The following is a 24,005-nucleotide window of genomic DNA, read 5'->3' on the forward strand; positions in this document are numbered from 1 at the left end:
CGTGGCAGGCTGGGCGTCATGGACGAGGACGAGCCCATCGTCGTCAGCGCGATGGCCATCAACGTGTCGATCCCCGAGCCGTTGCGGTGGACCGACTCACGCCGCGGGCAGGAGTTCCGCCTCGACACGCTCAACGTGCGGATGCTGCCCGACGGGCACCTCGCGGCCAAGGCGTACGGCCGGCCGGTCGAGGGTGGCCGGGGCGCCTACGTGTCCTTCACCGTGCCCGACCGGCCCGAGCTGCACGCCCTCGTCGACGCGGCGGGTCACCGCGCGGCGCAGGTGTGGGCGGCGCACCGCGGGCTGCGCTGAACGGTCAGACGAGGGCCGTCAGGCCAGGGCGTCGGGCAGCGGCTCGGCGTGCACGATCGTCAGCTCCGAGACCGCACGGGTGAGCACGACGTAGAGCCGGCGCAGGCCGGTGCGCGCGTCGGGCTCGGCCGCCGCGATGGCGGCCGGCTCGACGACGACTGTGCGGTCGAACTCGAGGCCCTTCGCGACGCTCGCGGGCACGACCTCGACCTGGTGGTCCTCGTCGTCGCCGTGCTCGAGGTCGAGCCGGCCGTGCTCGACACCGGCCGCGGCCAGCGCCGCGGACAGGCGCTCGACGTCGCGGTCGGGCACGATGACTCCCACCGAGCCGGGTGACGCGGCCGCGCGCTGCGCCGCGACCACGACCTCGGCCGCGAGGCTGTCGGCGCCGACCGGGCGCAGCTCGAGTCGCCCGGGGTTGTCGCGCACCGACACGGGGGCGCCGAGGCCGGGTGCCATGACGGGCAGGAGGCGGGCGGCGTACTCGATGACGACCGCGGGCACGCGGAAGCCGCGGTCGAGCACGACGAGGTCGTGCTCCTCCTTGCCGAGGTGGCGCATCGCCTCCTCCCACGACGCAGTGGCCCACGGGGTCGTGCCCTGCGCGATGTCGCCGAGCACGGTCACCGACCCCGTCGAGGCGCGCCGCCCCACGGCCCGCAGCTGCATGGGCGAGAGGTCCTGCGCCTCGTCGAGCACGACGTGCCCGAGGCTCGGCACGCGCCGCAGCAGGTCGTCGAGCTCGTCGAGCAGGGCCATGTCTGCGAGCGACCAGCGGGCGGCGCCCTTCGTGCGGGCCGGCTTGTCCCACAGCAGCTTTGCCTGCTCGTCCGCGGTCAGGTCGTCGCCGGCCGCCTCCCGCAACGCGTACGAGTCCGACCACAGCCGGTGGAGCACCGCCTGGGGGTCGAGCGCGGGCCAGATCGACGCGACGTACTTCTTCACGGCCGCCGACTTCGCGACGGCGTCCTGCACGCGGTCGTCGGGGGCGTCGCCGGCGCGCTCCATCTCGAGCAGCACGTGGTGGGCGAGCCGCTGCGGCAGCAGGTCCCGCGCGGCCGCGTAGCGCACGCCGCGCGCCGCCAGCTCGTCGACGATCCCCGCGACCTCGTATGCCGGCACGCGCCGCTTGCGCACGCCGCGCGGCACCACGAGCGCCTCCGTCGGTCGTACGAGGCTCGACCAGACGGCCCGGCGCAGCACGGCCGCGAGCCGGGCGTCGCCCTTGAGGGTCGCGACGTCCGCGGGCTCGACGGCGCGCACCCGGCCGTGGTCGAGGAGGGTCTCGATGGTCGCGTGCCCCACGCGCACCTCACCGAGCGAGGGCAGCACCGCGCCGATGTGGTCGAGGAAGGCCCGGTTGGGCCCGACGACGAGCACGCCCGAGCGATCAAGGCGGTCGCGGAAGGAGTACAGCAGCCAGGCCGCGCGGTGCAGCCCCACGGCCGTCTTGCCGGTGCCCGGGGCGCCCTGCACGCAGACGCTGACGGTGACGTCGCTGCGGACGATCTCGTCCTGCTCCGGCTGGATCGTCGAGACGATGTCGCGCATCGGCCCGGTGCGCGGCCGCTCGATCTCGGCGGCGAGGATCGAGCCGGCGGCGCCGTCGGCCGCGTCGGGCTCACGCAGGTGCTCGTCCTCGAGCGCGGTCAGGCGGCCCCGGTCGACGCCGAAGCGGCGGCGCCGCACGACGTCGAGCGGCTCGGTCGGCGACGCGCGGTAGAAGGCGGTGGAGATCGGGGCGCGCCAGTCGACGACGACCGGGTCGCCCGCCTCGTCGGAGACGTGCCGGCGCCCGATGTGGAACTGCTCGGCCGGGCCCTCGGCCGGCTCGACGTCGATGCGCCCGAAGAAGAGCGTCGTGCGCGGGTCGTCCTGGAGGGAGGCGATGCGGCGGGCGAGCACCCAGCCGAGCACCTCGCCCGAGACGGCGTCGCTCGCCTTGGACGCGTCGAGCGACTCGGCCAGCTCACGCATCCGGGCCAGCTGCGCGCGGGCCTCGTCGAGGTAGGCCTGCTCCCGGGCGAGCTCGGAGTCGAGGGCGGTCACGCGAGCACCTTTCTGCACCCCGGCACACCGAGAAGGCGGCAACGCACCGGGATCGGATGCCGGTGGGTCCTGACCTGCACGGTGTGTTGCGGTGGGGATGGACGGAGGAGCGGATCAGGGTACACCGGCGGGGTGAAGCGATTCCGCGATCCGGTGGGCGCCCGGCTAGACTCGTGCGGCAACTCCCCAAGTCAAAGAACGCCCGGGGCTGCGGCGTGCCCAGCGGCACCCGACCGGGCCCGCCGGCATACGAAAGTGGTTTGTGACGATGGCTTCGACCAACGACCTGAAGAACGGCATGGTGCTCAACCTCGAGGGACAGCTCTGGTCCGTCGTCGAGTTCCAGCACGTGAAGCCCGGCAAGGGGCCGGCGTTCGTGCGCACCAAGCTCAAGGCCGTCCTCTCCGGCAAGGTCGTCGACAAGACGTTCAACGCCGGCACCAAGGTCGAGACGAGCAACGTCGACAAGCGGACGATGCAGTACCTCTACAAGGACGGCAGCGACTTCGTCTTCATGGACACGGACACCTACGACCAGGTCAACGTGTCGGAGACCGTGGTGGGCGACTCGGCGAACTACCTCCTCGAGAACCAGAACGCCATCGTCGCCACGCACGACGGCGCTCCGCTCTACGTCGAGCTGCCGGCGTCGGTCGTCCTCGAGATCACGCACACCGAGCCGGGCCTGCAGGGCGACCGCTCGACGGGTGGCACGAAGCCGGCCACCCTCGAGACCGGCGCGCAGATCAACGTGCCGCTCTTCCTCGAGTCCGGCACGCGCGTCAAGGTCGACACCCGCGACGGGTCGTACCTCGGCCGCGTCAACGACTGAGCGGACCAGAACTCCCTTGGCAGCACGCACCAAGGCCCGCACGCGGGCCCTCGACATCCTCTTCGAGGCGGACCAACGCGGCCTCAACGCCGAGACGCTCCTCGACGAGCGCCTGGGCGACCGCGAGTCGCGGGCGGCCAACAACCCCTACACCGCGGAGCTCGTGCGCGGCGTGGTGGGCCACTGGAACGACATCAACGCAGCCCTGACCGACTACAGCCAGGGCTGGACGCTCGAGCGCATGCCCGCCGTCGACCGCGCGATCCTGCGCCTCGGCGCGTGGGAGGTGCTCTGGAACAGCGAGATCCCCGACGCCGTCGCGATCTCCGAGGCCGTCTCGCTGGCGACCGAGCTCTCGACCGACGAGTCGCCGACGTTCGTCAACGGCCTGCTCGGCCGCATCGCCGAGGTCAAGGCGACGATCGTCTGACACCGGGCCGCGCCCAACGCACGAAGCCACCCGCACGCGGGTGGCTTCGTGCGTTCCGGGTGGCCTCAAGCGGTCCGGGACGCGGCATGCCGAGGACTGGACCGGCGTCGGGCCGGTCCCGGTGCCACGCTAGACTCCACGGCGACGACATCCTTTAACCACCGTCCTGTGAGGCGGGGAAGGAGGTCCGGCAGCCATGGCCTGCCCAGACCTGAGTGCATCTGCCCAGTCCTCGAGCGACCGCCCGAGCATCCCCGACGACGCGCGTGACGTCATGACCGCGGGGGACGTCTCCCGGGCGCTGCGGCGCATCGGTCACGAGATCCTCGAGCGCAACAAGGGGAGCGAGGGGCTCGTGCTGCTCGGCATCCCCTCCCGTGGCGTCCCGCTCGCGCGGCGCCTCGCCGCCGGCATCGAGGACGTCGAGGGCACGGCAGTGCCCGTCGGCGAGCTCGACATCACGCTCCACCGCGACGACCTGCGCCGCAACCCGGTGCGCACCGCCCACCGGTCGCGCATCCCCGACGGCGGCATCGACGACAAGGTCGTCGTGCTCGTGGACGACGTGCTCTACTCCGGCCGCACCATCCGCGCCGCCCTCGACGCGCTCTCCGAGCTCGGCCGGCCGCGCGCCGTGCGCCTCGCGGTCCTCGTCGACCGCGGCCACCGCGAGCTGCCGATCCGGGCCGACCATGTCGGCAAGAACCTGCCGACGTCGCGCGACGAGCGCGTGCACGTGCGGGTCGCCGAGGTGGACGGTCTCGACGTCGTGCGGATCAGCGGGGGGGAGACCCGATGACCAAGCACCTCATCTCCTCCGCCGACCTCACGCGCACCGAGGTCGAGGACATCCTCGAGACGGCCGCGTCGATGCACGACCTGCAGCGCCGCGAGGTCAAGAAGGTGCCGACCCTCCGGGGGCGCACCGTCATCAACTTCTTCTTCGAGGACTCGACGCGCACCCGCAGCTCCTTCGAGATCGCGGGCAAGTGGATGTCGGCCGACACGATCAACCTCTCGGCCAAGGGGTCGTCGACGAGCAAGGGCGAGAGCCTGCGCGACACCGCGATGACCGTCGACGCCATGGCCGTCGACGCCCTCGTCATCCGCCACAACGCCTCCGGCGCCTGCCACCAGGTGGCCCAGTGGGTGCGCTGCAGCGTCATCAACGCGGGGGACGGCACCCACGAGCACCCGACGCAGGCCCTGCTCGACGCCTACACCCTGCGCACGCGCCTCGGTGACCTCGACGGCAAGCACGTCGTCATCGTCGGCGACCTCACCCACTCGCGGGTGTTCCGCAGCAACGTCATCACCCTCAAGACGCTCGGCGCCCGGGTCACCGTCGTCGCGCCGCCCACCCTCATGCCGAGCGGGATCGCCGCGTGGAGCGCCGCCGACGGCTTCGCCACGAGCTGGCACCTCGACCCGGTGCTCGCCGGCGAGGGCGAGCACGGCCCCGTCGACGCGGTCATGATGCTCCGCGTCCAGCGCGAGCGGATGAGCGGCGGCTTCTTCCCGACGCCGCGGGAGTACACCGTGGGCTACGGCCTGACCCGCGACCGCCTCGAGACGCTCGTCGCGCGCAACCGCGACGTGCTCGTGCTGCACCCGGGCCCGATGAACCGGGGCCTCGAGATCGCGCCGGAGGCGGCCGACTCGCCGCAGTCGGTCGTGCTCGACCAGGTCTCCGCCGGCGTGGCCGTGCGGATGGCCGTGCTCTACCACCTGCTCGCCGGCGAGGACTCGCCGGCGCCCACCGTCCCCGTCGCCGTCGCCGAAGGAGCCTCCCGATGACCCGCCTCGTGATCCGCGGCGCCCGCCTCCTCGGCGCGGCCGCGGCCGACCTGCTCGTCGAGGACGGCGTCATCACCGAGGTCGGCAGCGTCGGTGCGCCCCGTGACGCCCAGGTGCTCGACGCCGACGGCCTCGTCGCCCTGCCCGGCCTCGTCGACCTGCACGTGCACCTGCGCGAGCCCGGCCGCGAGGACGCCGAGACCATCGCCACCGGCTCGGCCGCGGCCGCCGCCGGCGGCTTCACGGCCGTCTTCGCGATGGCCAACACGAGCCCGGTCACCGACACCGCCGAGGCGGCCGAGCGCATCCTCGACCTCGGCCGCGCGTGCGGGCTCACCGAAGTGGTGCCCGTCGGCGCCGTGACGAAGGGCCTCGAGGGCGCCGAGCTCGCCGAGCTCGGCCTGATGGCCCGATCGCGCGCCCGGGTGCGGGTCTTCAGCGACGACGGCCACTGCGTGCACGACGCGCGGATCATGCGGCGGGCGCTGGAGTACGTCAAGCCGTTCGGCGGGGTCGTCAGCCAGCACGCCCAGGACCCGCGGCTCGCGGGCCGCGAGGCCTGCTGCCACGAGGGCGAGGTGTCGGGCCGGCTCGGCCTGCCCGGCTGGCCCGGCATCGCCGAGGAGTCGGTCGTGGCCCGCGACGTCATGCTGGCCCGCCACACCGGCTCGCGCGTGCACGTCGCGCACGTCTCCACGGCGGGCACCGTCGAGGTGGTCCGCTGGGCCAAGGCGCAGGGCATCGACGTCACCGCGGAGGTCACCCCGCACCACCTCGCCCTGACGACCGACCTGCTCGTCGGCTACGACCCCGTGTTCAAGGTGAACCCGCCGCTGCGCCCGACGGAGGACGTCGAGGCGCTGCGGGCGGGGCTCGCCGACGGCACCATCGACGCGGTCGCCACCGACCACGCGCCGCACGCGCGGCACGACAAGGAGCACGCCTTCGTCGACGCGGCCTTCGGCATGCTCGGGCTCGAGACGGCCCTCTCGGTCGTCAGCGACGTCATGGTGCGACCGGGCCTGCTCGACTGGGCCGACGTCGCGCGCGTCATGTCGAGCGCGCCGGCGCGCATCGGCGGACTCGCCCACCAGGGAAGGGATCTCGCCGTCGGCAGCCCGGCCCACATCACCCTCGTCGACCCCGACCGCGAGGTCATCGTCGACGCCGCCGCGAGCCTCAGCCGCTCGCGCAACAACCCGTGGCACGGACGCACCCTCCGCGGCGCCGTCCAGGCGACGGTCCACGCGGGCCGCGTCACCCACGACGTCCGCAGCGCGGCGGACACCGGCACCACCCACCGAGAACTGACGAACGCGACCACGGGAGCAGACCTGTGACCACCCAGACACCGCTGACCGTCCCGAGCCGGGACGGCCGCCCCACCCGCGCGCGCGGCGCGGCCACCCTCGTCCTCGAGGACGGCCGCACCTTCCGTGGCGCCTCCTACGGCGCCGTCGGGCAGACGGTGGGGGAGGCGGTCTTCTCCACCGGCATGACCGGCTACCAGGAGACGCTGACCGACCCGAGCTACCACCGGCAGGTCATCGTCATGACCGCGCCCCACGTCGGCAACACCGGCGTCAACGCCGAGGACGACGAGAGCGCGCGCATCTGGGCCGCCGGCTACGTCGTGCGCGACCCCGCGATCCGCTCGTCGAACTGGCGCGCCACGCGCGAGCTCGAGGACGAGCTCGCCGACCAGGGCGTCGTCGGCATCTGCGACATCGACACGCGCGCCCTGACCCGCCACCTGCGCGAGCGCGGCGCGATGCGCGCCGGCATCTTCAGCGGCGACGCGGCCGACCGCTCCGAGGCCGAGCTGCTCGACGCGGTGCGCACGAGCCCGCAGATGGCGGGCGCGGCCCTCGCGGCCGAGGTGACGACCGCCGAGCCGTATGCCGTCCGCGCCGTGGGCGAGAGGCGCTTCACCGTCGCCGCCGTCGACCTCGGCATCAAGGCGATGACGCCAACGCTCCTGGCGCAGCGCGGCATCGAGGTGCACGTGCTGCCGGCCACCGCGACGATCGAGGACCTGCTCGCCGTGGGGGAGTCCGGACCGGACGGCGTCTTCTTCTCGAACGGTCCCGGCGACCCGGCGTCGGCCGAGCACGAGGTGGCCCTGCTCCGCGAGGTGCTCGACCGGAAGATCCCGTTCTTCGGCATCTGCTTCGGCAACCAGCTCCTCGGCCGGGCGCTCGGCTTCGGCACCTACAAGCTGAAGTACGGCCACCGCGGCATCAACCAGCCCGTCATGGACCGCACGACGGGCAAGGTCGAGGTGACGGCGCACAACCACGGCTTCGCGGTGGACGCCCCGCTCGACACGGACAGCGACACGGCATACGGCCGGGTGCGCGTCTCGCACGTGTGCCTCAACGACGACGTCGTCGAGGGGCTGGAGTGCCTCGACGTGCCCGCCTACTCCGTGCAGTACCACCCCGAGGCGGCGGCCGGCCCGCACGACGCCGCCTACCTCTTCGACCGCTTCGTGGAGCTCATGACCGACCGACAGACCGCCCACCAGACCACGGAGGTCAGCGCCTGATGCCCAAGCGCGACGACATCAAGAGCGTCCTCGTCATCGGCTCCGGCCCGATCGTCATCGGCCAGGCCTGCGAGTTCGACTACTCCGGCACGCAGGCCTGCCGCGTGCTGCGCGAGGAGGGCATCCGCGTCATCCTCGTCAACAGCAACCCGGCGACGATCATGACCGACCCGGAGTTCGCCGACGCGACCTACGTCGAGCCGATCACCCCCGAGGTCGTCGAGGCCATCATCGCCAAGGAGCGCCCCGACGCCGTCCTCGCGACGCTCGGTGGCCAGACCGCCCTCAACTGCGCGATCTCCCTGCACGACAACGGGGTCCTCGAGAAGTACGGCTGCCCCCTCATCGGCGCCAGCGTCGACGCCATCCAGCTCGGCGAGGACCGCGAGAAGTTCAAGGGCGTCGTCGAGCGGTGCGGCGCGGAGTCGGCGAAGTCCGTCATCTGCCACTCCATGGACGAGCTGCTCACCGCCGCGGACGAGCTCGGCTACCCGGTCGTCGTGCGCCCGTCGTTCACGATGGGCGGCCTCGGCTCGGGCTTCGCCTACGACGAGGCCGACCTGCGGCTCCTCGGCGGCGCCGGCCTGCAGTACTCCCCGACGACCGAGGTGCTCCTCGAGGAGTCGATCCTCGGCTGGAAGGAGTACGAGCTCGAGGTGATGCGCGACCACGCCGACAACGTCGTCGTCGTCTGCTCCATCGAGAACCTCGACCCGATGGGCGTGCACACCGGCGACTCGATCACGGTCGCGCCGGCCCTGACGCTCACCGACCGCGAGTACCAGCGGCTGCGCGACATCGGTATCGCCGTCATCCGCGAGGTCGGCGTGGAGACGGGTGGCTGCAACATCCAGTTCGCCGTCAACCCGGCCGACGGTCGGATCATCGTCATCGAGATGAACCCGCGCGTCTCGCGATCGAGCGCCCTCGCGTCCAAGGCGACCGGCTTCCCGATCGCCAAGATCGCGGCGAAGATGGCGATCGGCTACACCCTCGACGAGGTGCCGAACGACATCACCCGCGAGACGCCCGCGAGCTTCGAGCCGACGCTGGACTACGTCGTGGTCAAGGTGCCCCGCTTCGCCTTCGAGAAGTTCCCCGCGGCCGACCCGACGCTGACCACGACGATGAAGTCGGTCGGCGAGGCCATGGCGATCGGGCGCAACTTCACCGAGGCGCTGCAGAAGGCGCTGCGTTCGCTCGAGAAGAAGGGGGCGACCTTCCACTGGGAGGGCGAGATCACCCGAGCGGCCGCCGAGCGCGCGCTCGAGGCCGCCCGCACACCCACCGACGGCCGGATCGTCCTGGTGCAGCAGGCCCTTCGTGGCGGCCTCACCGTCGAGGAGGTGCACGACGCCACGGGCATCGACCCGTGGTTCCTCGACCAGATCGCGCTCGTCAACGACGTGGCGGCCATGGTGGCGGACGCCGACCAGCTGACGCCCGAGCTGCTGCGCCTCGTCAAGCGGCACGGCTTCAGCGACGCCCAGCTGGCCACCCTGCGGCGGATGCCCGAGGCGGTCGTCCGCGGTGTGCGGCACGCGCTGGGCGTGCGCCCGGTCTACAAGACCGTCGACACCTGCGCGGCCGAGTTCGCGGCCGCGACGCCCTACCACTACAGCTCCTACGACGAGGAGACCGAGGTCGCGCCGCGCGAGCGACCGGCCGTCATCATCCTCGGCTCGGGGCCGAACCGCATCGGCCAGGGCGTCGAGTTCGACTACTCCTGCGTGCACGCGTCGTTCGCCTTGCGCGACAAGGGGTTCGACACCGTCATGGTCAACTGCAACCCCGAGACGGTCTCGACCGACTACGACACGAGCAGCCGGCTCTACTTCGAGCCGCTGACCCTCGAGGACGTGCTCGAGGTCATCCACGCGGAGAGCCAGGCGGGCCCGATCGCCGGCGTCATCGTGCAGCTCGGCGGCCAGACGCCGCTCGGGCTCGCGCAGGCCCTCGAGGACGAGGGCGTGCCGATCGTCGGCACCTCGCCGAGCGCCATCCACCTCGCCGAGGACCGCGGCGCCTTCGGCCAGGTGCTCGCCCGCGCCGGCCTCATCGCCCCGAAGCACGGCACGGCCTACAGCGCCGACGAGGCGCTCGTCATCGCGCGCGAGATCGGCTACCCGGTGCTCGTGCGCCCCTCCTACGTGCTCGGCGGACGGGGCATGGTCATCGTCTACGACGACGACTCCCTCGTCACCTACGTCGAGAAGGCCACGGAGGCCTCTCCCGACCACCCGATCCTCGTCGACCGCTTCCTCGACGACGCCATCGAGATCGACGTCGACGCCCTCTTCGACGGCGAGGACATGTACCTCGGCGGCATCATGGAGCACGTCGAGGAGGCCGGCATCCACTCGGGCGACAGCTCGTGCACGCTGCCGCCCGCGACGCTGGGCGACGGCGAGCTCGAGCGGGTGCGGGTCGCGACCCGGAAGCTCGCCGAGGGCATCGGCGTGCGCGGCCTCATGAACGTCCAGTTCGCCCTGGCGCAGGACATCCTCTACGTCATCGAGGCCAACCCGCGGGCCTCGCGCACCGTCCCGTTCGTGGCCAAGGCCACCGGCGTGCCGATCGCGACCGCCGCCGCCCGCGTCATGCTCGGCGCGACGATCGCGGAGCTGCGCGAGGAGGGCGTGCTGCCCCCCACGGGCGACGGCGGATCGCTGCCCGACCACGCGCCGGTCTCGTGCAAGGAGGCGGTGCTGCCGTTCAAGCGCTTCCGCACCAAGGAGGGCGTCGCCGTCGACTCGCTCCTCGGGCCCGAGATGCGCTCGACCGGAGAGGTCATGGGCATCGACCGCGACTTCGGCTCCGCGTTCTCCAAGGCGCAGCAGGGCAGCGGCTCCGGCCTGCCGCGGTCGGGCGCGATCTTCGTGTCGGTGGCCAACCGCGACAAGCGCGCCATGCTCTTCCCGGTCAAGCGCCTCGTCGACCTCGGCTTCACGATCCTCGCGACGAAGGGCACCGCCGCGGTCCTCAAGCGCAACGGCATCCCGGCGACGGTCGTCCGCAAGATCACCGAGCGCTCCGGCGAGGGCGACCCCACCGAGCGCTCGATCGTCGACCTCATCACCGACGGCACCGTGCAGATGGTCGTCAACACGCCCTCCGGCCAGGACGCCCGCGCCGACGGCTACGCCATCCGCGCGGCGACGACGAGCGCGGACAAGCCGATCATCACGACGATCGCGACGCTCGCGGCCGCGGTGCTCGGGATCGAGTCGCACATGACCGAGGAGATCCGCGTCACCTCGCTGCAGGACCACGCCCGCGCCCTCGACCTCTACGGTCGGCACGCGGCGGTCGCCGGGGCGGAGGTGCAGGCATGAGCCCCGCCCCGCTGCGCGCCCGCGTCACGCAGGAGGTCGCCGAGGTCATCGCCACGAAGCGGGTGGGCGCCTACCAGCACCTGACGCTCGTCGCGCCCGGGGTGGCCGAGCTGGCCCGGCCGGGACAGTTCGTCGCCCTCGCGGTGGGCGGCGAGACGTCGGGCACGCTGCTGCGCCGGTCGTTCTCGATCCACAAGGTGAGCCCGAGCGGCACCTACGGAGGCACCGTCGAGATCGTCGTCTCGGCGGTGGGCGCCGGCACGCGCTGGATCGTCGAGCGCGTGCCGCACGACACGATCGACGTCGTCGGGCCGCTCGGCAAGGCGTTCCCCCTGCCCACCGAGGCGGTGCCGTGCGTCCTCGTCGGCGGCGGCTACGGCAGCGCCCCGCTCTTCTGGCTCGCGAGCGAGCTGCGCGAGCGCGGCTGCCACGTCGAGATGGTGCTCGGCGCGGCGAGCGAGGACCGCCTCTTCGGCGTCGTCGAGGCCCGACGCAGCTGCGACGGGGTGACGGTGACGACCGACGACGGCTCCGCGGGACAGCAGGGCTGGGTCAGCGACGTGCTCCCCGGCATCATCGGCCGCACCGGGGCCGGGGTCGTCTACGGCTGCGGGCCGATGGGGATGCTCGGCTCGATCACCCGCATCGCCGAGGCCCACGGCGCGGTGGCCCAGGTCGCCGTCGAGGAGGCCATGGCCTGCGGCGTCGGCGTCTGCATGACCTGCGTCATGCCGGTCGTCGGCGGCGACGGGCGCACGCGGATGGTCCGCTCGTGCGTCGAGGGCCCCGTCTTCCGGGGCGACCGCGTGCGCTGGGACGCCTTCGACGGCGGGCGGGCCCGGGTGCCCGACGACGCGGTCGGGGCGCCGAAGGTGGGAGGTCACTGATGACGACGACGCACGACACGACACGGCACCCGGTCGCCCCGACGGCGACCGTCGACATGGCCGTCGACCTCGGCGGCGGGCACCGCCTGCCCAACCCGCTCATGACCGCGTCGGGCTGCGCAGCCAACGGCCGCGAGCTGCACCGCTTCTTCGACGTCGCCGACCTCGGCGCGTTCGTCACGAAGTCGGTCATGGCCGACCCGCGCTCGGGCCGGGGCACGCCCCGCATGGCCGAGACGCCCTCGGGCATGCTGAACTCGATCGGCCTGCAGGGGCCCGGCATCGCCGCGTTCGTCGACGACGACCTGCCGTGGCTGCACTCGGTCGGGGCGCGCGTGCTGCCCTCCATCGCGGGCGGGTCGAGCACGGAGTACGCGCACGTGGCGGCGACGCTGCGCGCGAGCCGTGCCTTCGACGCCGTCATCGGCGTCGAGGTGAACATCTCGTGCCCCAACGTCGCCAACCGCGGCCTCGTCTTCGCCTGCGACCCGATGGCCTCGGCCAAGGTCGTCGCCCTCGTGCGCGAGCAGCTGCCCCGCAACATCCCCGTCTTCGCCAAGCTCAGCCCCGACGTCACCGACATCACCGCGATCGCCGCGGCGTGCGTCAAGGCCGGCGCCGACGGCCTCACGATGATCAACACCCTGCTCGGCATGTCGATCGACACCGACCGGATGCAGCCGCACCTCGGCGGCGTCACCGGCGGCCTCTCCGGCCCCGGCATCCGGCCGGTGGCGGTGCGCGCCGTCTGGCAGGTGCGCCAGGCCATGTTCGAGGGCCGCATCCCCACCGTGCCGATCATCGGCGTCGGCGGCGTGCGCACCGGGCGCGACGCCCTCGAGCTCGTCGCGGCGGGCGCGAGCGCGATCCAGGTCGGCACGGCCGTCTTCAACGACCCGTCGGCGCCCGTGCGGGTGCTCGCCGAGCTGACCGAGCTGCTCGGCGAGCGGGGCTACGCCCGGTTCACCGACGCCGTCGGAGCGGCCCACGGACGGGGACGCCCGTGAGCGCCGGGTCCGGCGCACCGTTCGGCGCGCGCCTGCAGGCGGCGATGCGAGAGCGCGGGGCGCTCTGCGCCGGGATCGACCCGCACCGCGCGCTCGTCGAGTCGTGGGGGCTCACCTACGACGTCGCGGGTCTCGAGCGTTTCGCGCTCACCTGCGTCGAGGCGTTCGCCGGCCGGGTGGCCGCCGTCAAGCCGCAGTCGGCGTTCTTCGAGGTCTTCGGCAGCCGCGGCATCGCCGTGCTCGAGCGCGTGCTCACCGAGTTGCGCGAGGCGGGCACGCTGACGATCCTCGACGCGAAGCGCGGCGACATCGGGTCGACGATGACGGCATACGCCCACGCCTACCTCGCCGACGACGCCGTGGCACCGCCCGACGCGCTGACGTTGAGCCCCTACCTCGGCTACGAGTCGCTGCGGCCCGCCATCGACCTCGCCACGCGCACGGGCAGGGGGCTCTTCGTGCTCGCGCTCACCTCGAACCCCGAGGGCGCGCAGGTGCAGCACGCGCGCCGCGACGGGGAGGCGGTCGCGGCCTCGATCGTGCGCGGGGCGGCGGGCGACAACGCCCCGGCCCGCGCGCGGGGCGAGCTCGGCAGCGTCGGCCTCGTCGTCGGCGCCACGGTCGGCACCGCCGTGGCCGACCTCGGGCTCGACCTCGTCGCAGCCGCCACGCCCGTCCTCGCCCCCGGCTTCGGGACGCAGGGCGGCACCGTCGCATCGCTCGGGACCACCTTCGGCGCGGCCCGGGGGCAGGTGCTCGCGGCCTCGAGCCGTGAGGTGCTCTCGGCCGGCCCGGAGCCGAGCCGGCTCGCCGCGCAGGCGCTGCGCATCGCCGAGTCGCTGCCCGTCTGAGCACCGGCGGGGGGCCCGCGTTGCGGCGCGGACGCGCGGCTCGCTAGGTTCGGCGGATACACATGACCGAACAGGACGGGGGGCGCGCGGCGCTCCCGCAGGCATCGAGGAGACCGACCACCGTGGCGCTTCCACCGCTCACCCCGGAGCAACGGGCCGCAGCCCTCGAGAAGGCCGCGGCCGCTCGACGGGAGCGGGCAGCGGTCAAGAACCGCCTCAAGTACTCGAGCGGCTCGCTCGCCGAGGTGCTCGAGGACGGCAAGGCCGACCCGGTCATCGGCAAGATGAAGGTCACCGAGCTGCTCGAGTCGATGCCCGGCGTCGGGCGGGTGCGGGCCCGGGCGATCATGGACGAGGTCGGCATCGCCGAGTCCCGGCGCGTGCGCGGCCTCGGGGCCAACCAGGTCGCCGCCCTGCTGCGCCGCTTCGAGAAGCCGTGATGGCCGCTGCGACCACCCCGACCGACCCGAGCGACCCGACCGGCCCCACCGGCCCCGACGCGCAGGAGCGGCCGCGCGGGCGCCTCACGGTGCTGGCCGGGCCCACCGCGGTCGGCAAGGGCACCATCGCCGCCTACGTGCGCACGCACTTCCCCGGCGTGTGGTTCTCGGTGTCGATGACGACCCGCCGCCCCCGCCCGGGCGAGGTCGACGGCGTGCACTACCACTTCGTCGACGACGCCGAGTTCGACCGGCTCGTCGAGGCGGGGGAGTTCCTCGAGTACGCCGTCGTGCACGGCGCCGCCAAGTACGGCACGCCGCGCGGCCCGGTGGAGCGGGTCATCCGCGAGGGCCGCGACGCCCTGCTCGAGATCGACCTGCAGGGCGCGCGCCAGGTGCGCGAGACCTGGCCCGAGGCGCTCTTCGTCTTCCTCGCGCCCCCGAGCTGGGACGAGCTGGTGCGCCGGCTCGTCGGCCGGGGCACCGAGGACGAGGCCGAGCGGGAGCGCCGCCTCTCGACCGCGCGGGCCGAGCTGGCCGCCCAGAGCGAGTTCGACGAGGTCGTCGTCAACGACGATGTTCGGCGGGCCAGCGAAGAACTCGTATCATTGATGAGATCGGGACGCGCCGAACGGTGAGTCCCGATCCCGTTCGCGTGCTCGCACGCGAGCGTGACCCTGCTGAAACCAACGAAACGAGATCACTGTGTCCGGTACCCAGGCTGCTCCCATCGGCATCACCAACCCGCCGATCGACGACCTCCTGACCGCCGCCGACTCGAAGTACGCGCTCGTCATCTACTCCGCCAAGCGCGCGCGCCAGATCAACGCCTACTACTCCCAGCTGCAGGAGGGCCTGCTCGACTACGTCGGCCCGCTCGTCGAGACCGAGGTCCACGAGAAGCCGCTGTCGATCGCCCTGCGCGAGATCAACGAGGGCCTGCTCACCTCGACGCCCACCGAGGCCTGAGCGACGCGATGCGGGTCGTCCTCGGTGTCGGTGGGGGCATCGCCGCCTACAAGGCCGCGTCGCTCCTGCGCCTCTTCACCGAGGGCGGGCACGAGGTCCGCGTCGTGCCCACAGCGGCCGCCCTGCAGTTCGTGGGCGCGCCGACGTGGTCGGCCCTCTCGGGCCAGCCCGTCAGCACCGACGTCTGGACGTCGGTGCACGAGGTGCCGCACGTGCGCATCGGCCAGGCGGCCGACCTCGTCGTCGTCGCGCCGGCCACGGCCGACCTGCTCGCCAAGGCCGCGGCCGGCCTCGCCGACGACCTGCTGACGACGACCCTGCTCACCGCCCGGTGCCCGGTCGTCTTCGCGCCCGCCATGCACACCGAGATGTGGGAGCACGCGGCCACCCGCGCCAACGTCGCGACGTTGCGCTCGCGCGGTGCCCACGTCGTGGAGCCGGCCGTCGGCCGCCTGACCGGCAAGGACACCGGCGCCGGCCGCCTCCCCGAGCCCGACGAGTTGTATGCCGCGTGCCTCGAGATCGTCGCGGGTGCCGGCGCCGCAGCGGCCGTCGACGGCCCCGCGGCGGCGGGGCATCCGCGGCGCGACCTCGAGGGGCGCCGCGTCGTCGTCTCCGCCGGTGGCACGCGCGAGCCGCTCGACCCCGTGCGCTACCTCGGCAACCGGTCCTCGGGCAAGCAGGGCGTGGCGATCGCCCGGGCGGCCGTCGCGCGCGGCGCGCACGTGACCCTCGTCGCCGCGAACGTCTCCGTTCCGCTGCCCGCCGGCGTCGACGTCGTGCCGGTCGGCACGACCCTCGAGCTGCAGCGGGCCGTCGAGGAGGCCGCCGAGGGGGCCGACGTCGTCGTCATGGCCGCCGCCCCCGCGGACTTCCGGCCCGCCGCCGTGAGCGGCAGCAAGATCAAGAAGTCCGCCGACCCCGGCGCCGGCCTCCGGGTCGAGCTCGTCGAGAACCCCGACATCGTGCGCGGCCTCGTGGCCGCCCGTGTGGCGCGCGGGTCGAGCGGCCCCTACATCGTCAGCTTCGCGGCCGAGACGGGCGACGCCGACGGCACCGTGATGGAGCACGCCCGGGCCAAGTTCGCCCGCAAGGGCAGCGACCTGCAGGTCGTCAACGAGGTGGGCACCGACCTCACCTTCGGCAAGGACGACACGACGGTGCACCTGCTGCGCCGCGGTACCGACGAGGTCACGACCGTGGGCCCGACGTCGAAGGACGCCGTCGCCGACGTGCTCTGGGACACCCTCTCGCCGCTGCTGGGCTGAGCACTAGACTCGCGCAGCGACGTGACCCGCCGCCGAGCCATCCACCGGCGCCCGGCCACCGAACCACACCCAGCCACCACGCACCCACCCCGCACCGAAGCTAGGGAGAGCACGTGTCCGCACGCCTGTTCACGTCCGAGTCCGTCACCGAGGGACACCCGGACAAGATCTGCGACCAGATCAGCGACTCCATCCTCGACGCCCTCCTCGCGGAGGACCCGCAGGCGCGCGTCGCCGTCGAGACGATGGTCACGACCGGTCTCGTCCACGTCGCGGGCGAGGTGTCGACGACGGCATACGTGGAGATCCCGCGCATCGTGCGCGAGACGATCCTCGAGGTCGGCTACGACGGCTCCCAGAAGGGCTTCGACGGGCGCACCTGTGGCGTCTCGATCTCGATCGGCGCCCAGTCGCCCGACATCGCCCAGGGCGTCGACACCGCCCACGAGCACCGTTCGGGCGACGTCGACGACCTGCTCGACAAGCAGGGCGCCGGCGACCAGGGCCTGATGTTCGGCTACGCGTGCGACGACACGGCCGAGCTCATGCCGCTGCCGATCCACCTCGCGCACCGCCTCTCCGAGCGTCTGACGCAGGTGCGCAAGAACGAGCAGCTGGCCTACCTGCGCCCCGACGGCAAGACGCAGGTCACGATCTCCTACGAGGGCGACCGCGCCGTCGCGCTCGACACCGTCGTGCTCTCGACCCAGCACGCGCCCGACGTCTCGCTCGAGGGCATGCTCGAGCCCGACATCCGCCAGCACGTCATCGACCCCGTGCTCGCGGAGCTGCGCGAGAGCGGCACCGACCTCGACATCAGCGGCTACCGCGCGCTCATCAACCCCACCGGCCGCTTCGAGATCGGCGGCCCGATGGGCGACGCCGGCCTCACCGGCCGCAAGATCATCGTCGACACCTACGGCGGCATGGCCCGCCACGGCGGCGGCGCCTTCTCCGGCAAGGACCCGAGCAAGGTCGACCGCTCCGGCGCCTACGCGATGCGCTGGGTGGCCAAGAACATCGTGGCGGCCGGGCTGGCCCGTCGCTGCGAGGTCCAGATCGCCTACGCCATCGGCAAGGCGCAGCCCGTCGGCCTCTACGTCGAGACCTTCGGCACCGAGACCGTGCCCGTCGACAAGATCCAGCAGGCCATCGGCGACGTCTTCGACCTGCGCCCGGCCGCGATCGTCGACGCCCTCGACCTGCTCCGCCCGATCTACCGCCCGACGGCCGCCTACGGCCACTTCGGCCGCACGAGCGCCGAGGGCGTCGAGCACCCGTTCACGTGGGAGCGCACCGACCGCGTGGAGGCCCTGCGCTCGGCCGTCTCCGGCTGAGGCTAGATTCGCCCCCGTGGGCGAGCAGAGCACGACGACGACGCAGCGACCGGCCGGGCGGCCGGTCGCTGCCGTCGTCGTGGAGACCCCGCTCGCGCACCTCGACCGCGTCTTCGAGTACGCGGTTCCGGGCGAGCTGGCCGACGACGCCGTTCCGGGCGCCCGGGTGCGGGTGCGGTTCTCCGGGCGCGAGCTCGACGGCTTCGTCGTCGAGCGGCGCGAGGCGCCCGAGCACGACGGCCGGCTGACCCCGCTGCGCCGCGTGGTCAGCCCCGAACCGGTGCTGACCGCCGAGGTGCTCGCGCTCTGCCGCGCCGTCGCCGACCGGTATGCCGGCACGCTGAGCGACGTGCTGCGCCTCGCCGTGCCGAAGCGCCACGCGACGGCCGAGCGCAACCTCGCCTCCGAGGCCCCACCCCGCGAGGAGGTCACGACGCCCGACCCCGGGCCCTGGGCGGCCTACCCGGCCGGTCCGGCGTGGCTGCGCCGCGTCACGGCGGGTGAGGGCCCGGCCGCCGCGTGGGCGGCGCTGCCGGGGCGCGCGCCCGACGCCGACTGGCCCGAGGCCATCGCCGTGGCCGTCGCCACCGCCCAGGCCGCAGGACGCGGCGCGCTCGTCGTCGTGCCCGACCACCGCGACGTCGACCGCCTCGACGCCGCCCTGACCGGCCTGCTCGGCAAGGGGCGCCACGTGCGGCTCACGGCCGACCAGGGCCCGCAGGCGCGCTACACGGCGTGGCTCAAGGTGCTGCGCGGCCACGTCGACGTCGTCATCGGCACCCGCGCCGCGGCCTTCGCCCCGGTGCGCGACCTCGGGCTCGTCGCGTGGTGGGACGACGGCGACGACCTGCTCGCCGAGCCGCGGGCCCCCTACCACCACGTCGGCGTCGTGCTCGGACTGCGCGCCGAGGCGACCGGCGCGGCCCTGCTCGCCGGCGGCTTCGCCCGCAGCCTGCGCGTGCAGGTCGGTGTCGAGTCCGGCGCCCTCGTGCCCGTCGAGGCAGACGGGCCGACCCTGCGCGCGGCCGCGCCCCGGGTCACGATCGCCGGCGAGGGCGTCGACGAGGAGCGCGACGGCCCGGCCGCCCGGGCACACCTGCCCTCCCGCGCGTGGCGCGTGGCCAAGGACGCCCTCGTCGACGGGCCGGTGCTCGTCCAGGTGCCCCGGCGCGGCTACCTCCCCTCGCTCAGCTGCGCCGAGTGCCGCACCCCGGTGCGGTGCACGCGCTGCCAGGGACCGGTCGCGCTCGGCGCGTCCGGCGCGGCCCCGACGTGCCGGTGGTGCGGCCTCGCCCTGTCGGCCCACGGCTTCGAGTGCGGCCACTGCGGCTCGCGCCGGCTCCGCTCGTCGATCACCGGTGCGCGCCGCACGGCCGAGGAGATCGGCCGCGCCCTGCCCGGCGTGCCGGTGCACACCTCGGGGTCCGGGGAGGTGCTCGCCACGGTGGGCCGTGAGCCGGCGCTCGTCATCGCGACGCCGGGCGCCGAGCCGGTGGCGGAGGGCGGCTACACGGGCGTGCTGCTGCTCGACGCCTGGGCCAGCCTCGACCTGCCGGTGCTCGACGCCCCGATCGAGGCGCTGCGCCGGTGGATGTCAGCGGCCGCGCTGGCGCGCCAGGGCCGGGCGGTCGTGCTGTGCGGTGCGCCCGAGGCCGTCGCGCTGCCGGCCGTCGAGGCGCTCGTGCGGTGGGACCCCGCCTGGCTCGCCGAGCGTGAGCTGCTCGAGCGCCGCGAGCTCGGGCTGCCCCCGGCGGTCCGGGTGGCCCAGCTGACCGGGGGGCGACGTGCCCTCGAGGAGGCGCTCGGGCAGGCCGACCTGCCCGCCCACGCCCAGGTGCTCGGTCCGGTGCCGCTCTCGCAGCCCGGCACGCAGCCGCGGCGCGGTGGGCAGCCCGACCCGGACGGCGAGCGCGCGCCGGCCGACCACCACGTGCTCGTCCGCGTGCCGCCCGAGGGCACCCTCGAGCTGACGCGGGCGCTCATCGCGCTCAAGGCGTTCCGGTCGGCACGCAAGGAGCCGGCCGCCGTCGCGGTGCGCGTCGACCCGCTCGACACCTTCTGAGGCCGGGTCGCGGACCGGCCCGTGACAGAGTGGCGGCATGGCTGAACGAGACCTCGACATCGTCCTCTACGGCGCCTCCGGGTTCGTCGGTGCCCTGACGGCCGCTCACGTCGCCGCGCAGGCCGGTCCCGAGCTGCGGGTGGCCCTCGCCGGCCGGTCCCGCGAGAAGCTCGAGGCGCTGCGCGTCGAGCTCGGTCGCGCCGCCGCCGGCTGGGAGGTCGTGACGGTCGACGCGAGCGACGCCGCGGGCCTGCGGGCGCTCGCCGAGCGCACCCGGGTGCTCGCCACGACGGTGGGGCCGTATGCCGTGCACGGCAAGCACGTCGCCCGTGCCTGCGCCGAGGCCGGCACGCACTACGCCGACCTCACCGGTGAGGTGCTTTTCGTCCGGTGGTCGCTGGACGAGCTCGACGCGCTCGCCCGTGGGTCGGGTGCCGCTATCGTGCACAGCTGCGGGTTCGACTCGATCCCCTCCGACCTCGGCGTGCTGACGACGGCGCACCGCGCGGCGGCCGACGACGAGGGCACGCTCACCGACACGACGCTGCTCGTGCGCTCGCTCAAGGGCGGCATCTCGGGCGGCACCATCGACTCCGGGCGGCAGCAGGCCATCGCGGCTCGGTCCGACGCGGCGGCCCGCCGCGTCATCGGCGACCCCTACGGCCTCAGCCCCCGCCGGTCGGAGGAGCCGTCGTCGGGGCGCGCCCCGGCCCGCGGGCTGCTCGAGCGGGTGCGCCGGTCGGTGCCAGTCGACCGCGACCCGGCGACGGGGCGCTGGACCGGCCCATTCGTCATGGCCTCCTACAACACCCGCATCGTGCGGCTGTCGAACGCGATCACCGACTGGTCCTACGGGCGCGGGCTGCGCTACCGGGAGGTCACGGACTTCGGCTCCGGGCCGATGTCGCCGGTCCTGGCCGGTGGCATGGCGATCGGCCTCGGCGGCGTGCTCGCCGGGCTGTCCTTCGCCCCGACCCGCGCGGTGCTCGACCGGTTCCTGCCGAAGCCGGGGGAGGGGCCGTCGCCCCAGACCCAGGCCGCCGGTCGCTTCCGCCTCGACGTCCGGGCCACGACGACGACGGGTGCCCGCTACCGCACGCGGGTCGGCGCCGACCTCGACCCTGGCTACGGGGGCACCGCCGTCATGCTCGGGCAGACGGTGCTCGCGCTGGCGGCCGACGACGGGCTGCCGCTGCGGGCCGGTGTCGGCACGCCGGCGACGGCGCTCGGCGACGCCCTCGTCGAGCGCCTCCGAGCCCAGGGCTTCACGTTCGAGGCCGAGCGGGTGTCGGCGGACTGAGGCAGGATGACCGCACCGGTCACTCCCGGTGCGACGTGCACCGGGCCGGCCCGACGGGGAGGCACGCTGTGGGACGCATCGAGGTGCACGAGTTCATCTCGCTCGACGGGGTCTTCGAGGAACCGAGCTGGACCGCGGACTTCCCCTTCGACCCGCTCATGGGTGCGGCGATCGGTCGCCTGACCGAGCCGGGCTCGGAGCTGCTGCTCGGCCGCCGCACCTACGAGATGTTCGCCCCGGCGTGGTCCTCGCGGGCGGACGACGACGACCCGGGCGCGACGTTCTTCAACGGCGCCCGCAAGAACGTCGTCTCGACGACGCTGCGCGACCCCGACTGGAACAACTCCCGGGCCATCGGCGGCTACGACCCCGAGCGCATCGCCGCGCTGCGCGACGAGGTGGAGGGCTCGCTCTACGTCAGCGGCAGCGGCACGCTCGTGCGCGCCCTGCTGCGCGACGGGCTCGTCGACGGCCTGCACCTCTTCGTCTTCCCCGTCGTGCTCGGCTCGGGCGAGCGGCTCTTCACGTCCGAGCGCGTCGGTGGGCTGCGGCTGGCCGAGACCGAGGCCTACGACAGCGGCGTCGTGCACCTCGCCTACAGCCAGTCCTGACCGAACCTCCAAAGAAGTGCTTGACGGTCGTCGGGAGGTGACGGCATACTCCCAAACATGTCTTTGGGAGAAGAGCGGATCAGCGAGCTGCGTGCGACGGCCCACCCGTTGCGCCTGCAGATGCTCTCGCTGCTGACGGGCGCCGAGCTGAGCGCCGCGGAGGTCGCCCGTGAGCTCGACGTGACGCAGGCCAACGCGAGCTACCACCTGCGGCTGCTGCACGCGGCCGGGCTCCTCGAGGTCGCGGGGGAGGAGAGCGTCCGGGGCGGGAAGGCCAAGAAGTACCGACACGTCTGGGACGCCGAGCGTCCGAGCGGTGACCGGCCCTCGAGCGACGACGAGAGCCTCGCCTACGCACGCGTGCTCGCCGAAGCCATCCCTCGCCGCTACGCCGAGCGCGAGCGGCGGCCGGGACGTGCGAAGGCACTCTTCACCGACGCGGAGCTCTGGGTCGAGCCGGAGGCGTGGGAGCGCGTGTTCGACCTCGTCAGCGAGGCGAGCCGGCTGCTGCACGCGAGCGCCCGCCCCCCGCGTACGGAAGGGACGGTGCGCGCCAACCTCTCCGTCGCGGCGTTCCGCATGGACCCCGGCTCCGGCGCGACGAGCGGCGGCTCGGGCGGGGGTGCGCGGTGAGGCCCCGCGAGTCGCTCGGGGCGCTCGGCGACCGTCGCTTCGCGTGGTACTTCACGGCCCGCACGGTCTCGACCGCGGGCTCGGTCATGGTGCCCGTCGCGCTCGCCTTCGCGGTGCTGCACATCGACCAGTCGGCGGGCGCGCTCGCGCAGGTGCTCGGGGTGCGCACGCTGACGATGGTCGTGTTCCTGCTCGTCGGCGGGGTGGTGGCCGACCGGTTCTCGCGCATCGTCGTGCTCCAGGTCTCGCACGTGCTCACCGGCGTCACCCAGGCGCTCGCGGCCGGCCTCATCATCAGCGGGCACGCGACGCTGACCCAGCTGACGGTCATCGAGGGCGTCAACGGCGCGGTGTCGGCCTTCACGATGCCGGCGATGATGGGTGTCGTCCCGCTCGTCGTCGACCGCCGCCGGCTCCAGCAGGCCAACGCCCTGCTGTCGTTCAGCCGCAGCGGGCTCGCCATCGTCGGGCCGGCCGTCGCCGGGCTGCTCGTCGTCGGGGTCGGTCCGGGCTGGGCGCTCGCGGTCGACGCGCTCACGTATGCCGTCGCCATCGTCTGCCTCGCCCGCGTCGGGCTGCCCCGGCGCCAGGAGGGCGCCGAGGCGCGGCACTCGATGGTCGCGGAGCTGCGCGAGGGGTGGACCGAGTTCACGAGCCGCGAGTGGCTCTGGGTCGTCGTGCTCGTCTTCGGCGTCATGAACGCGATCCACGTCGGTGTCGTGGGGGTGCTCGGACCGCTCATCGCGAGCTCCACCGAGGCCATCGGTGAGGCCGGCTGGGGGCTCGTGCTCAGCGCCGAGGCGCTCGGCACCGTGCTCATGACGCTCGTCATGCTGCGGCTGCGCCTCGCCCACCCGCTCCGGGCCGGCATGCTCGCGATGGGCGTGCTCGCGGTGCCGATGGTGCTGCTCGGGGCGGCGCCCGCGCTCGTGCCGGTGGCTGTCGGCTTCCTGCTCGCGGGGGCGGCCGTCGAGGTCTTCGGCGTCGGCTGGAGCACCGCCCTGCACGAGCACATCCCGGTGGCCGTGCTCTCGCGGGTGTCGAGCTACGACGCGCTCGGCTCCTTCGTGGCGATGCCCATCGGCACCTTCCTCTACGGCTGGCTCGCGACGTCCGTCGACATCGAGACGCTCGTGCTCGTCAGCGCCGCGGTCTACGTCCTCGTCGCGCTCAGCGCGCTGGCGTCGCGGTCGGTGCGCGACCTCGGCCGGTCGGTCGAGGATCCCGCGGTCGACCCCGCGGTGGACCCCGCGGGCGAGGCGGCCGCCGGGAGCGCGGGCGCCGAGTCCACGGCGCGGCCCTAGACTGTCGGTCGAATCCCGTTCGTCCCCGTCCGT

General features: G+C 73.8%; 22 protein-coding genes. 21 read left to right on the plus strand and 1 reads right to left on the minus strand.

The window, feature by feature from the left end; genetic code table 11:
* The first annotated feature begins 18 nt into the window (after nucleotides 1-18).
* Nucleotides 19-312, plus strand: a complete 294-nt coding sequence (locus tag ABD979_RS00210) for a hypothetical protein (RefSeq protein ID WP_345505404.1) — start codon at nucleotides 19-21, stop codon at nucleotides 310-312.
* A gap of 18 nt (nucleotides 313-330) precedes the next feature.
* Here ABD979_RS00210 and ABD979_RS00215 read toward each other — a convergent pair whose 3' ends face one another.
* Entirely contained in the window at nucleotides 331-2,361 is a 2,031-nt protein-coding gene (locus ABD979_RS00215) for a HelD family protein (RefSeq protein WP_345505405.1), read from the minus strand.
* Between the two features lie 268 nt (nucleotides 2,362-2,629).
* Between ABD979_RS00215 and efp the strand changes: the two genes are divergently transcribed.
* The 20 genes from efp to ABD979_RS00315 all read left to right on the plus strand — a co-directional run bounded on the left by efp (nucleotide 2,630) and on the right by ABD979_RS00315 (nucleotide 23,972).
* Nucleotides 2,630-3,193, plus strand: coding sequence for an elongation factor P (efp, locus tag ABD979_RS00220; RefSeq protein ID WP_345505406.1), 564 nt, complete (start codon nucleotides 2,630-2,632; stop codon nucleotides 3,191-3,193).
* Nucleotides 3,194-3,209: 16 nt separating this feature from the next.
* Nucleotides 3,210-3,623: a transcription antitermination factor NusB gene (gene nusB / locus ABD979_RS00225; protein ID WP_345505407.1), complete on the plus strand. Its 414-nt coding sequence runs from the start codon at nucleotides 3,210-3,212 to the stop codon at nucleotides 3,621-3,623.
* A 196-nt stretch (nucleotides 3,624-3,819) separates the two neighbouring features.
* A complete protein-coding gene (gene pyrR / locus ABD979_RS00230) occupies nucleotides 3,820-4,422 on the plus strand; it encodes a bifunctional pyr operon transcriptional regulator/uracil phosphoribosyltransferase PyrR (RefSeq protein ID WP_345505408.1) in 603 nt (200 codons plus the stop codon).
* Nucleotides 4,419-5,420, plus strand: a complete 1,002-nt coding sequence (locus ABD979_RS00235) for an aspartate carbamoyltransferase catalytic subunit (RefSeq protein WP_345505409.1) — start codon at nucleotides 4,419-4,421, stop codon at nucleotides 5,418-5,420. Before pyrR ends, ABD979_RS00235 begins: the two co-directional genes overlap by 4 nt.
* The gene (locus ABD979_RS00240) at nucleotides 5,417-6,760 is read left to right on the plus strand and encodes a dihydroorotase (protein ID WP_345505410.1); all 1,344 of its coding nucleotides are present in this window, start codon (nucleotides 5,417-5,419) and stop codon (nucleotides 6,758-6,760) included. The genes ABD979_RS00235 and ABD979_RS00240 overlap by 4 nt, the downstream gene beginning before the upstream one ends.
* Complete coding sequence (carA, locus tag ABD979_RS00245) at nucleotides 6,757-7,968, plus strand: glutamine-hydrolyzing carbamoyl-phosphate synthase small subunit (protein WP_425583871.1); 1,212 nt, start codon at nucleotides 6,757-6,759, stop codon at nucleotides 7,966-7,968. Before ABD979_RS00240 ends, carA begins: the two co-directional genes overlap by 4 nt.
* On the plus strand, nucleotides 7,968-11,303 hold the full coding sequence (carB, locus tag ABD979_RS00250; protein WP_345505411.1) for a carbamoyl-phosphate synthase large subunit: 3,336 nt from the start codon (nucleotides 7,968-7,970) through the stop codon (nucleotides 11,301-11,303). The genes carA and carB overlap by 1 nt, the downstream gene beginning before the upstream one ends.
* Nucleotides 11,300-12,190, plus strand: a complete 891-nt coding sequence (locus ABD979_RS00255; RefSeq protein WP_345505412.1) for a dihydroorotate dehydrogenase electron transfer subunit — start codon at nucleotides 11,300-11,302, stop codon at nucleotides 12,188-12,190. Before carB ends, ABD979_RS00255 begins: the two co-directional genes overlap by 4 nt.
* Nucleotides 12,190-13,197 carry a dihydroorotate dehydrogenase gene (locus tag ABD979_RS00260; RefSeq protein WP_345505413.1) on the plus strand — a complete coding sequence of 336 codons (1,008 nt, stop codon included), beginning with the start codon at nucleotides 12,190-12,192 and terminating at the stop codon, nucleotides 13,195-13,197. Before ABD979_RS00255 ends, ABD979_RS00260 begins: the two co-directional genes overlap by 1 nt.
* Nucleotides 13,198-13,241: 44 nt before the next feature.
* Nucleotides 13,242-14,048 carry an orotidine-5'-phosphate decarboxylase gene (gene pyrF / locus ABD979_RS00265; RefSeq protein WP_425583881.1) on the plus strand — a complete coding sequence of 269 codons (807 nt, stop codon included), beginning with the start codon at nucleotides 13,242-13,244 and terminating at the stop codon, nucleotides 14,046-14,048.
* Between the two features lie 122 nt (nucleotides 14,049-14,170).
* Complete coding sequence (mihF, locus tag ABD979_RS00270; RefSeq protein WP_345505415.1) at nucleotides 14,171-14,488, plus strand: integration host factor, actinobacterial type; 318 nt, start codon at nucleotides 14,171-14,173, stop codon at nucleotides 14,486-14,488.
* On the plus strand, nucleotides 14,488-15,126 hold the full coding sequence (gmk, locus tag ABD979_RS00275) for a guanylate kinase (protein WP_345505416.1): 639 nt from the start codon (nucleotides 14,488-14,490) through the stop codon (nucleotides 15,124-15,126). The genes mihF and gmk overlap by 1 nt, the downstream gene beginning before the upstream one ends.
* Nucleotides 15,127-15,193: 67 nt before the next feature.
* A complete protein-coding gene (gene rpoZ, locus ABD979_RS00280; RefSeq protein WP_020143994.1) occupies nucleotides 15,194-15,457 on the plus strand; it encodes a DNA-directed RNA polymerase subunit omega in 264 nt (87 codons plus the stop codon).
* Between the two features lie 8 nt (nucleotides 15,458-15,465).
* A complete protein-coding gene (gene coaBC / locus ABD979_RS00285; RefSeq protein WP_345505417.1) occupies nucleotides 15,466-16,725 on the plus strand; it encodes a bifunctional phosphopantothenoylcysteine decarboxylase/phosphopantothenate--cysteine ligase CoaBC in 1,260 nt (419 codons plus the stop codon).
* A gap of 113 nt (nucleotides 16,726-16,838) precedes the next feature.
* Nucleotides 16,839-18,062 carry a methionine adenosyltransferase gene (gene metK, locus ABD979_RS00290; RefSeq protein WP_345505418.1) on the plus strand — a complete coding sequence of 408 codons (1,224 nt, stop codon included), beginning with the start codon at nucleotides 16,839-16,841 and terminating at the stop codon, nucleotides 18,060-18,062.
* A gap of 16 nt (nucleotides 18,063-18,078) precedes the next feature.
* On the plus strand, nucleotides 18,079-20,124 hold the full coding sequence (locus ABD979_RS00295; protein WP_345505419.1) for a primosomal protein N': 2,046 nt from the start codon (nucleotides 18,079-18,081) through the stop codon (nucleotides 20,122-20,124).
* A gap of 37 nt (nucleotides 20,125-20,161) precedes the next feature.
* The gene (locus ABD979_RS00300) at nucleotides 20,162-21,424 is read left to right on the plus strand and encodes a saccharopine dehydrogenase family protein (protein WP_345505420.1); all 1,263 of its coding nucleotides are present in this window, start codon (nucleotides 20,162-20,164) and stop codon (nucleotides 21,422-21,424) included.
* A gap of 68 nt (nucleotides 21,425-21,492) precedes the next feature.
* Nucleotides 21,493-22,035, plus strand: coding sequence for a dihydrofolate reductase family protein (locus ABD979_RS00305; RefSeq protein WP_345505421.1), 543 nt, complete (start codon nucleotides 21,493-21,495; stop codon nucleotides 22,033-22,035).
* 57 nt (nucleotides 22,036-22,092) lie between these two features.
* Nucleotides 22,093-22,668: an ArsR/SmtB family transcription factor gene (locus tag ABD979_RS00310; RefSeq protein ID WP_345505422.1), complete on the plus strand. Its 576-nt coding sequence runs from the start codon at nucleotides 22,093-22,095 to the stop codon at nucleotides 22,666-22,668.
* Nucleotides 22,665-23,972, plus strand: a complete 1,308-nt coding sequence (locus ABD979_RS00315; RefSeq protein WP_345505423.1) for an MFS transporter — start codon at nucleotides 22,665-22,667, stop codon at nucleotides 23,970-23,972. Before ABD979_RS00310 ends, ABD979_RS00315 begins: the two co-directional genes overlap by 4 nt.
* The last annotated feature ends 33 nt before the right edge of the window (nucleotides 23,973-24,005 follow it).

The organism is Terrabacter aeriphilus (assembly GCF_039542985.1).
GTDB lineage: Bacteria > Actinomycetota > Actinomycetes > Actinomycetales > Dermatophilaceae > Terrabacter > Terrabacter aeriphilus.

Coding starts and splice junctions, on each gene's coding strand:
- ABD979_RS00310 (WP_345505422.1), top strand. CDS start 22,093: ATGTCTTTGGGAGAAGAGCGGATCAGCGAGCTGCGTGCGACGGCCCAC.
- ABD979_RS00235 (WP_345505409.1), top strand. CDS start 4,419: ATGACCAAGCACCTCATCTCCTCCGCCGACCTCACGCGCACCGAGGTC.
- ABD979_RS00210 (WP_345505404.1), top strand. CDS start 19: ATGGACGAGGACGAGCCCATCGTCGTCAGCGCGATGGCCATCAACGTG.
- pyrF (WP_425583881.1), top strand. CDS start 13,242: ATGCGAGAGCGCGGGGCGCTCTGCGCCGGGATCGACCCGCACCGCGCG.
- coaBC (WP_345505417.1), top strand. CDS start 15,466: ATGCGGGTCGTCCTCGGTGTCGGTGGGGGCATCGCCGCCTACAAGGCC.
- ABD979_RS00255 (WP_345505412.1), top strand. CDS start 11,300: ATGAGCCCCGCCCCGCTGCGCGCCCGCGTCACGCAGGAGGTCGCCGAG.
- pyrR (WP_345505408.1), top strand. CDS start 3,820: ATGGCCTGCCCAGACCTGAGTGCATCTGCCCAGTCCTCGAGCGACCGC.
- carB (WP_345505411.1), top strand. CDS start 7,968: ATGCCCAAGCGCGACGACATCAAGAGCGTCCTCGTCATCGGCTCCGGC.
- ABD979_RS00260 (WP_345505413.1), top strand. CDS start 12,190: ATGACGACGACGCACGACACGACACGGCACCCGGTCGCCCCGACGGCG.
- ABD979_RS00300 (WP_345505420.1), top strand. CDS start 20,162: ATGGCTGAACGAGACCTCGACATCGTCCTCTACGGCGCCTCCGGGTTC.
- efp (WP_345505406.1), top strand. CDS start 2,630: ATGGCTTCGACCAACGACCTGAAGAACGGCATGGTGCTCAACCTCGAG.
- ABD979_RS00240 (WP_345505410.1), top strand. CDS start 5,417: ATGACCCGCCTCGTGATCCGCGGCGCCCGCCTCCTCGGCGCGGCCGCG.
- gmk (WP_345505416.1), top strand. CDS start 14,488: ATGGCCGCTGCGACCACCCCGACCGACCCGAGCGACCCGACCGGCCCC.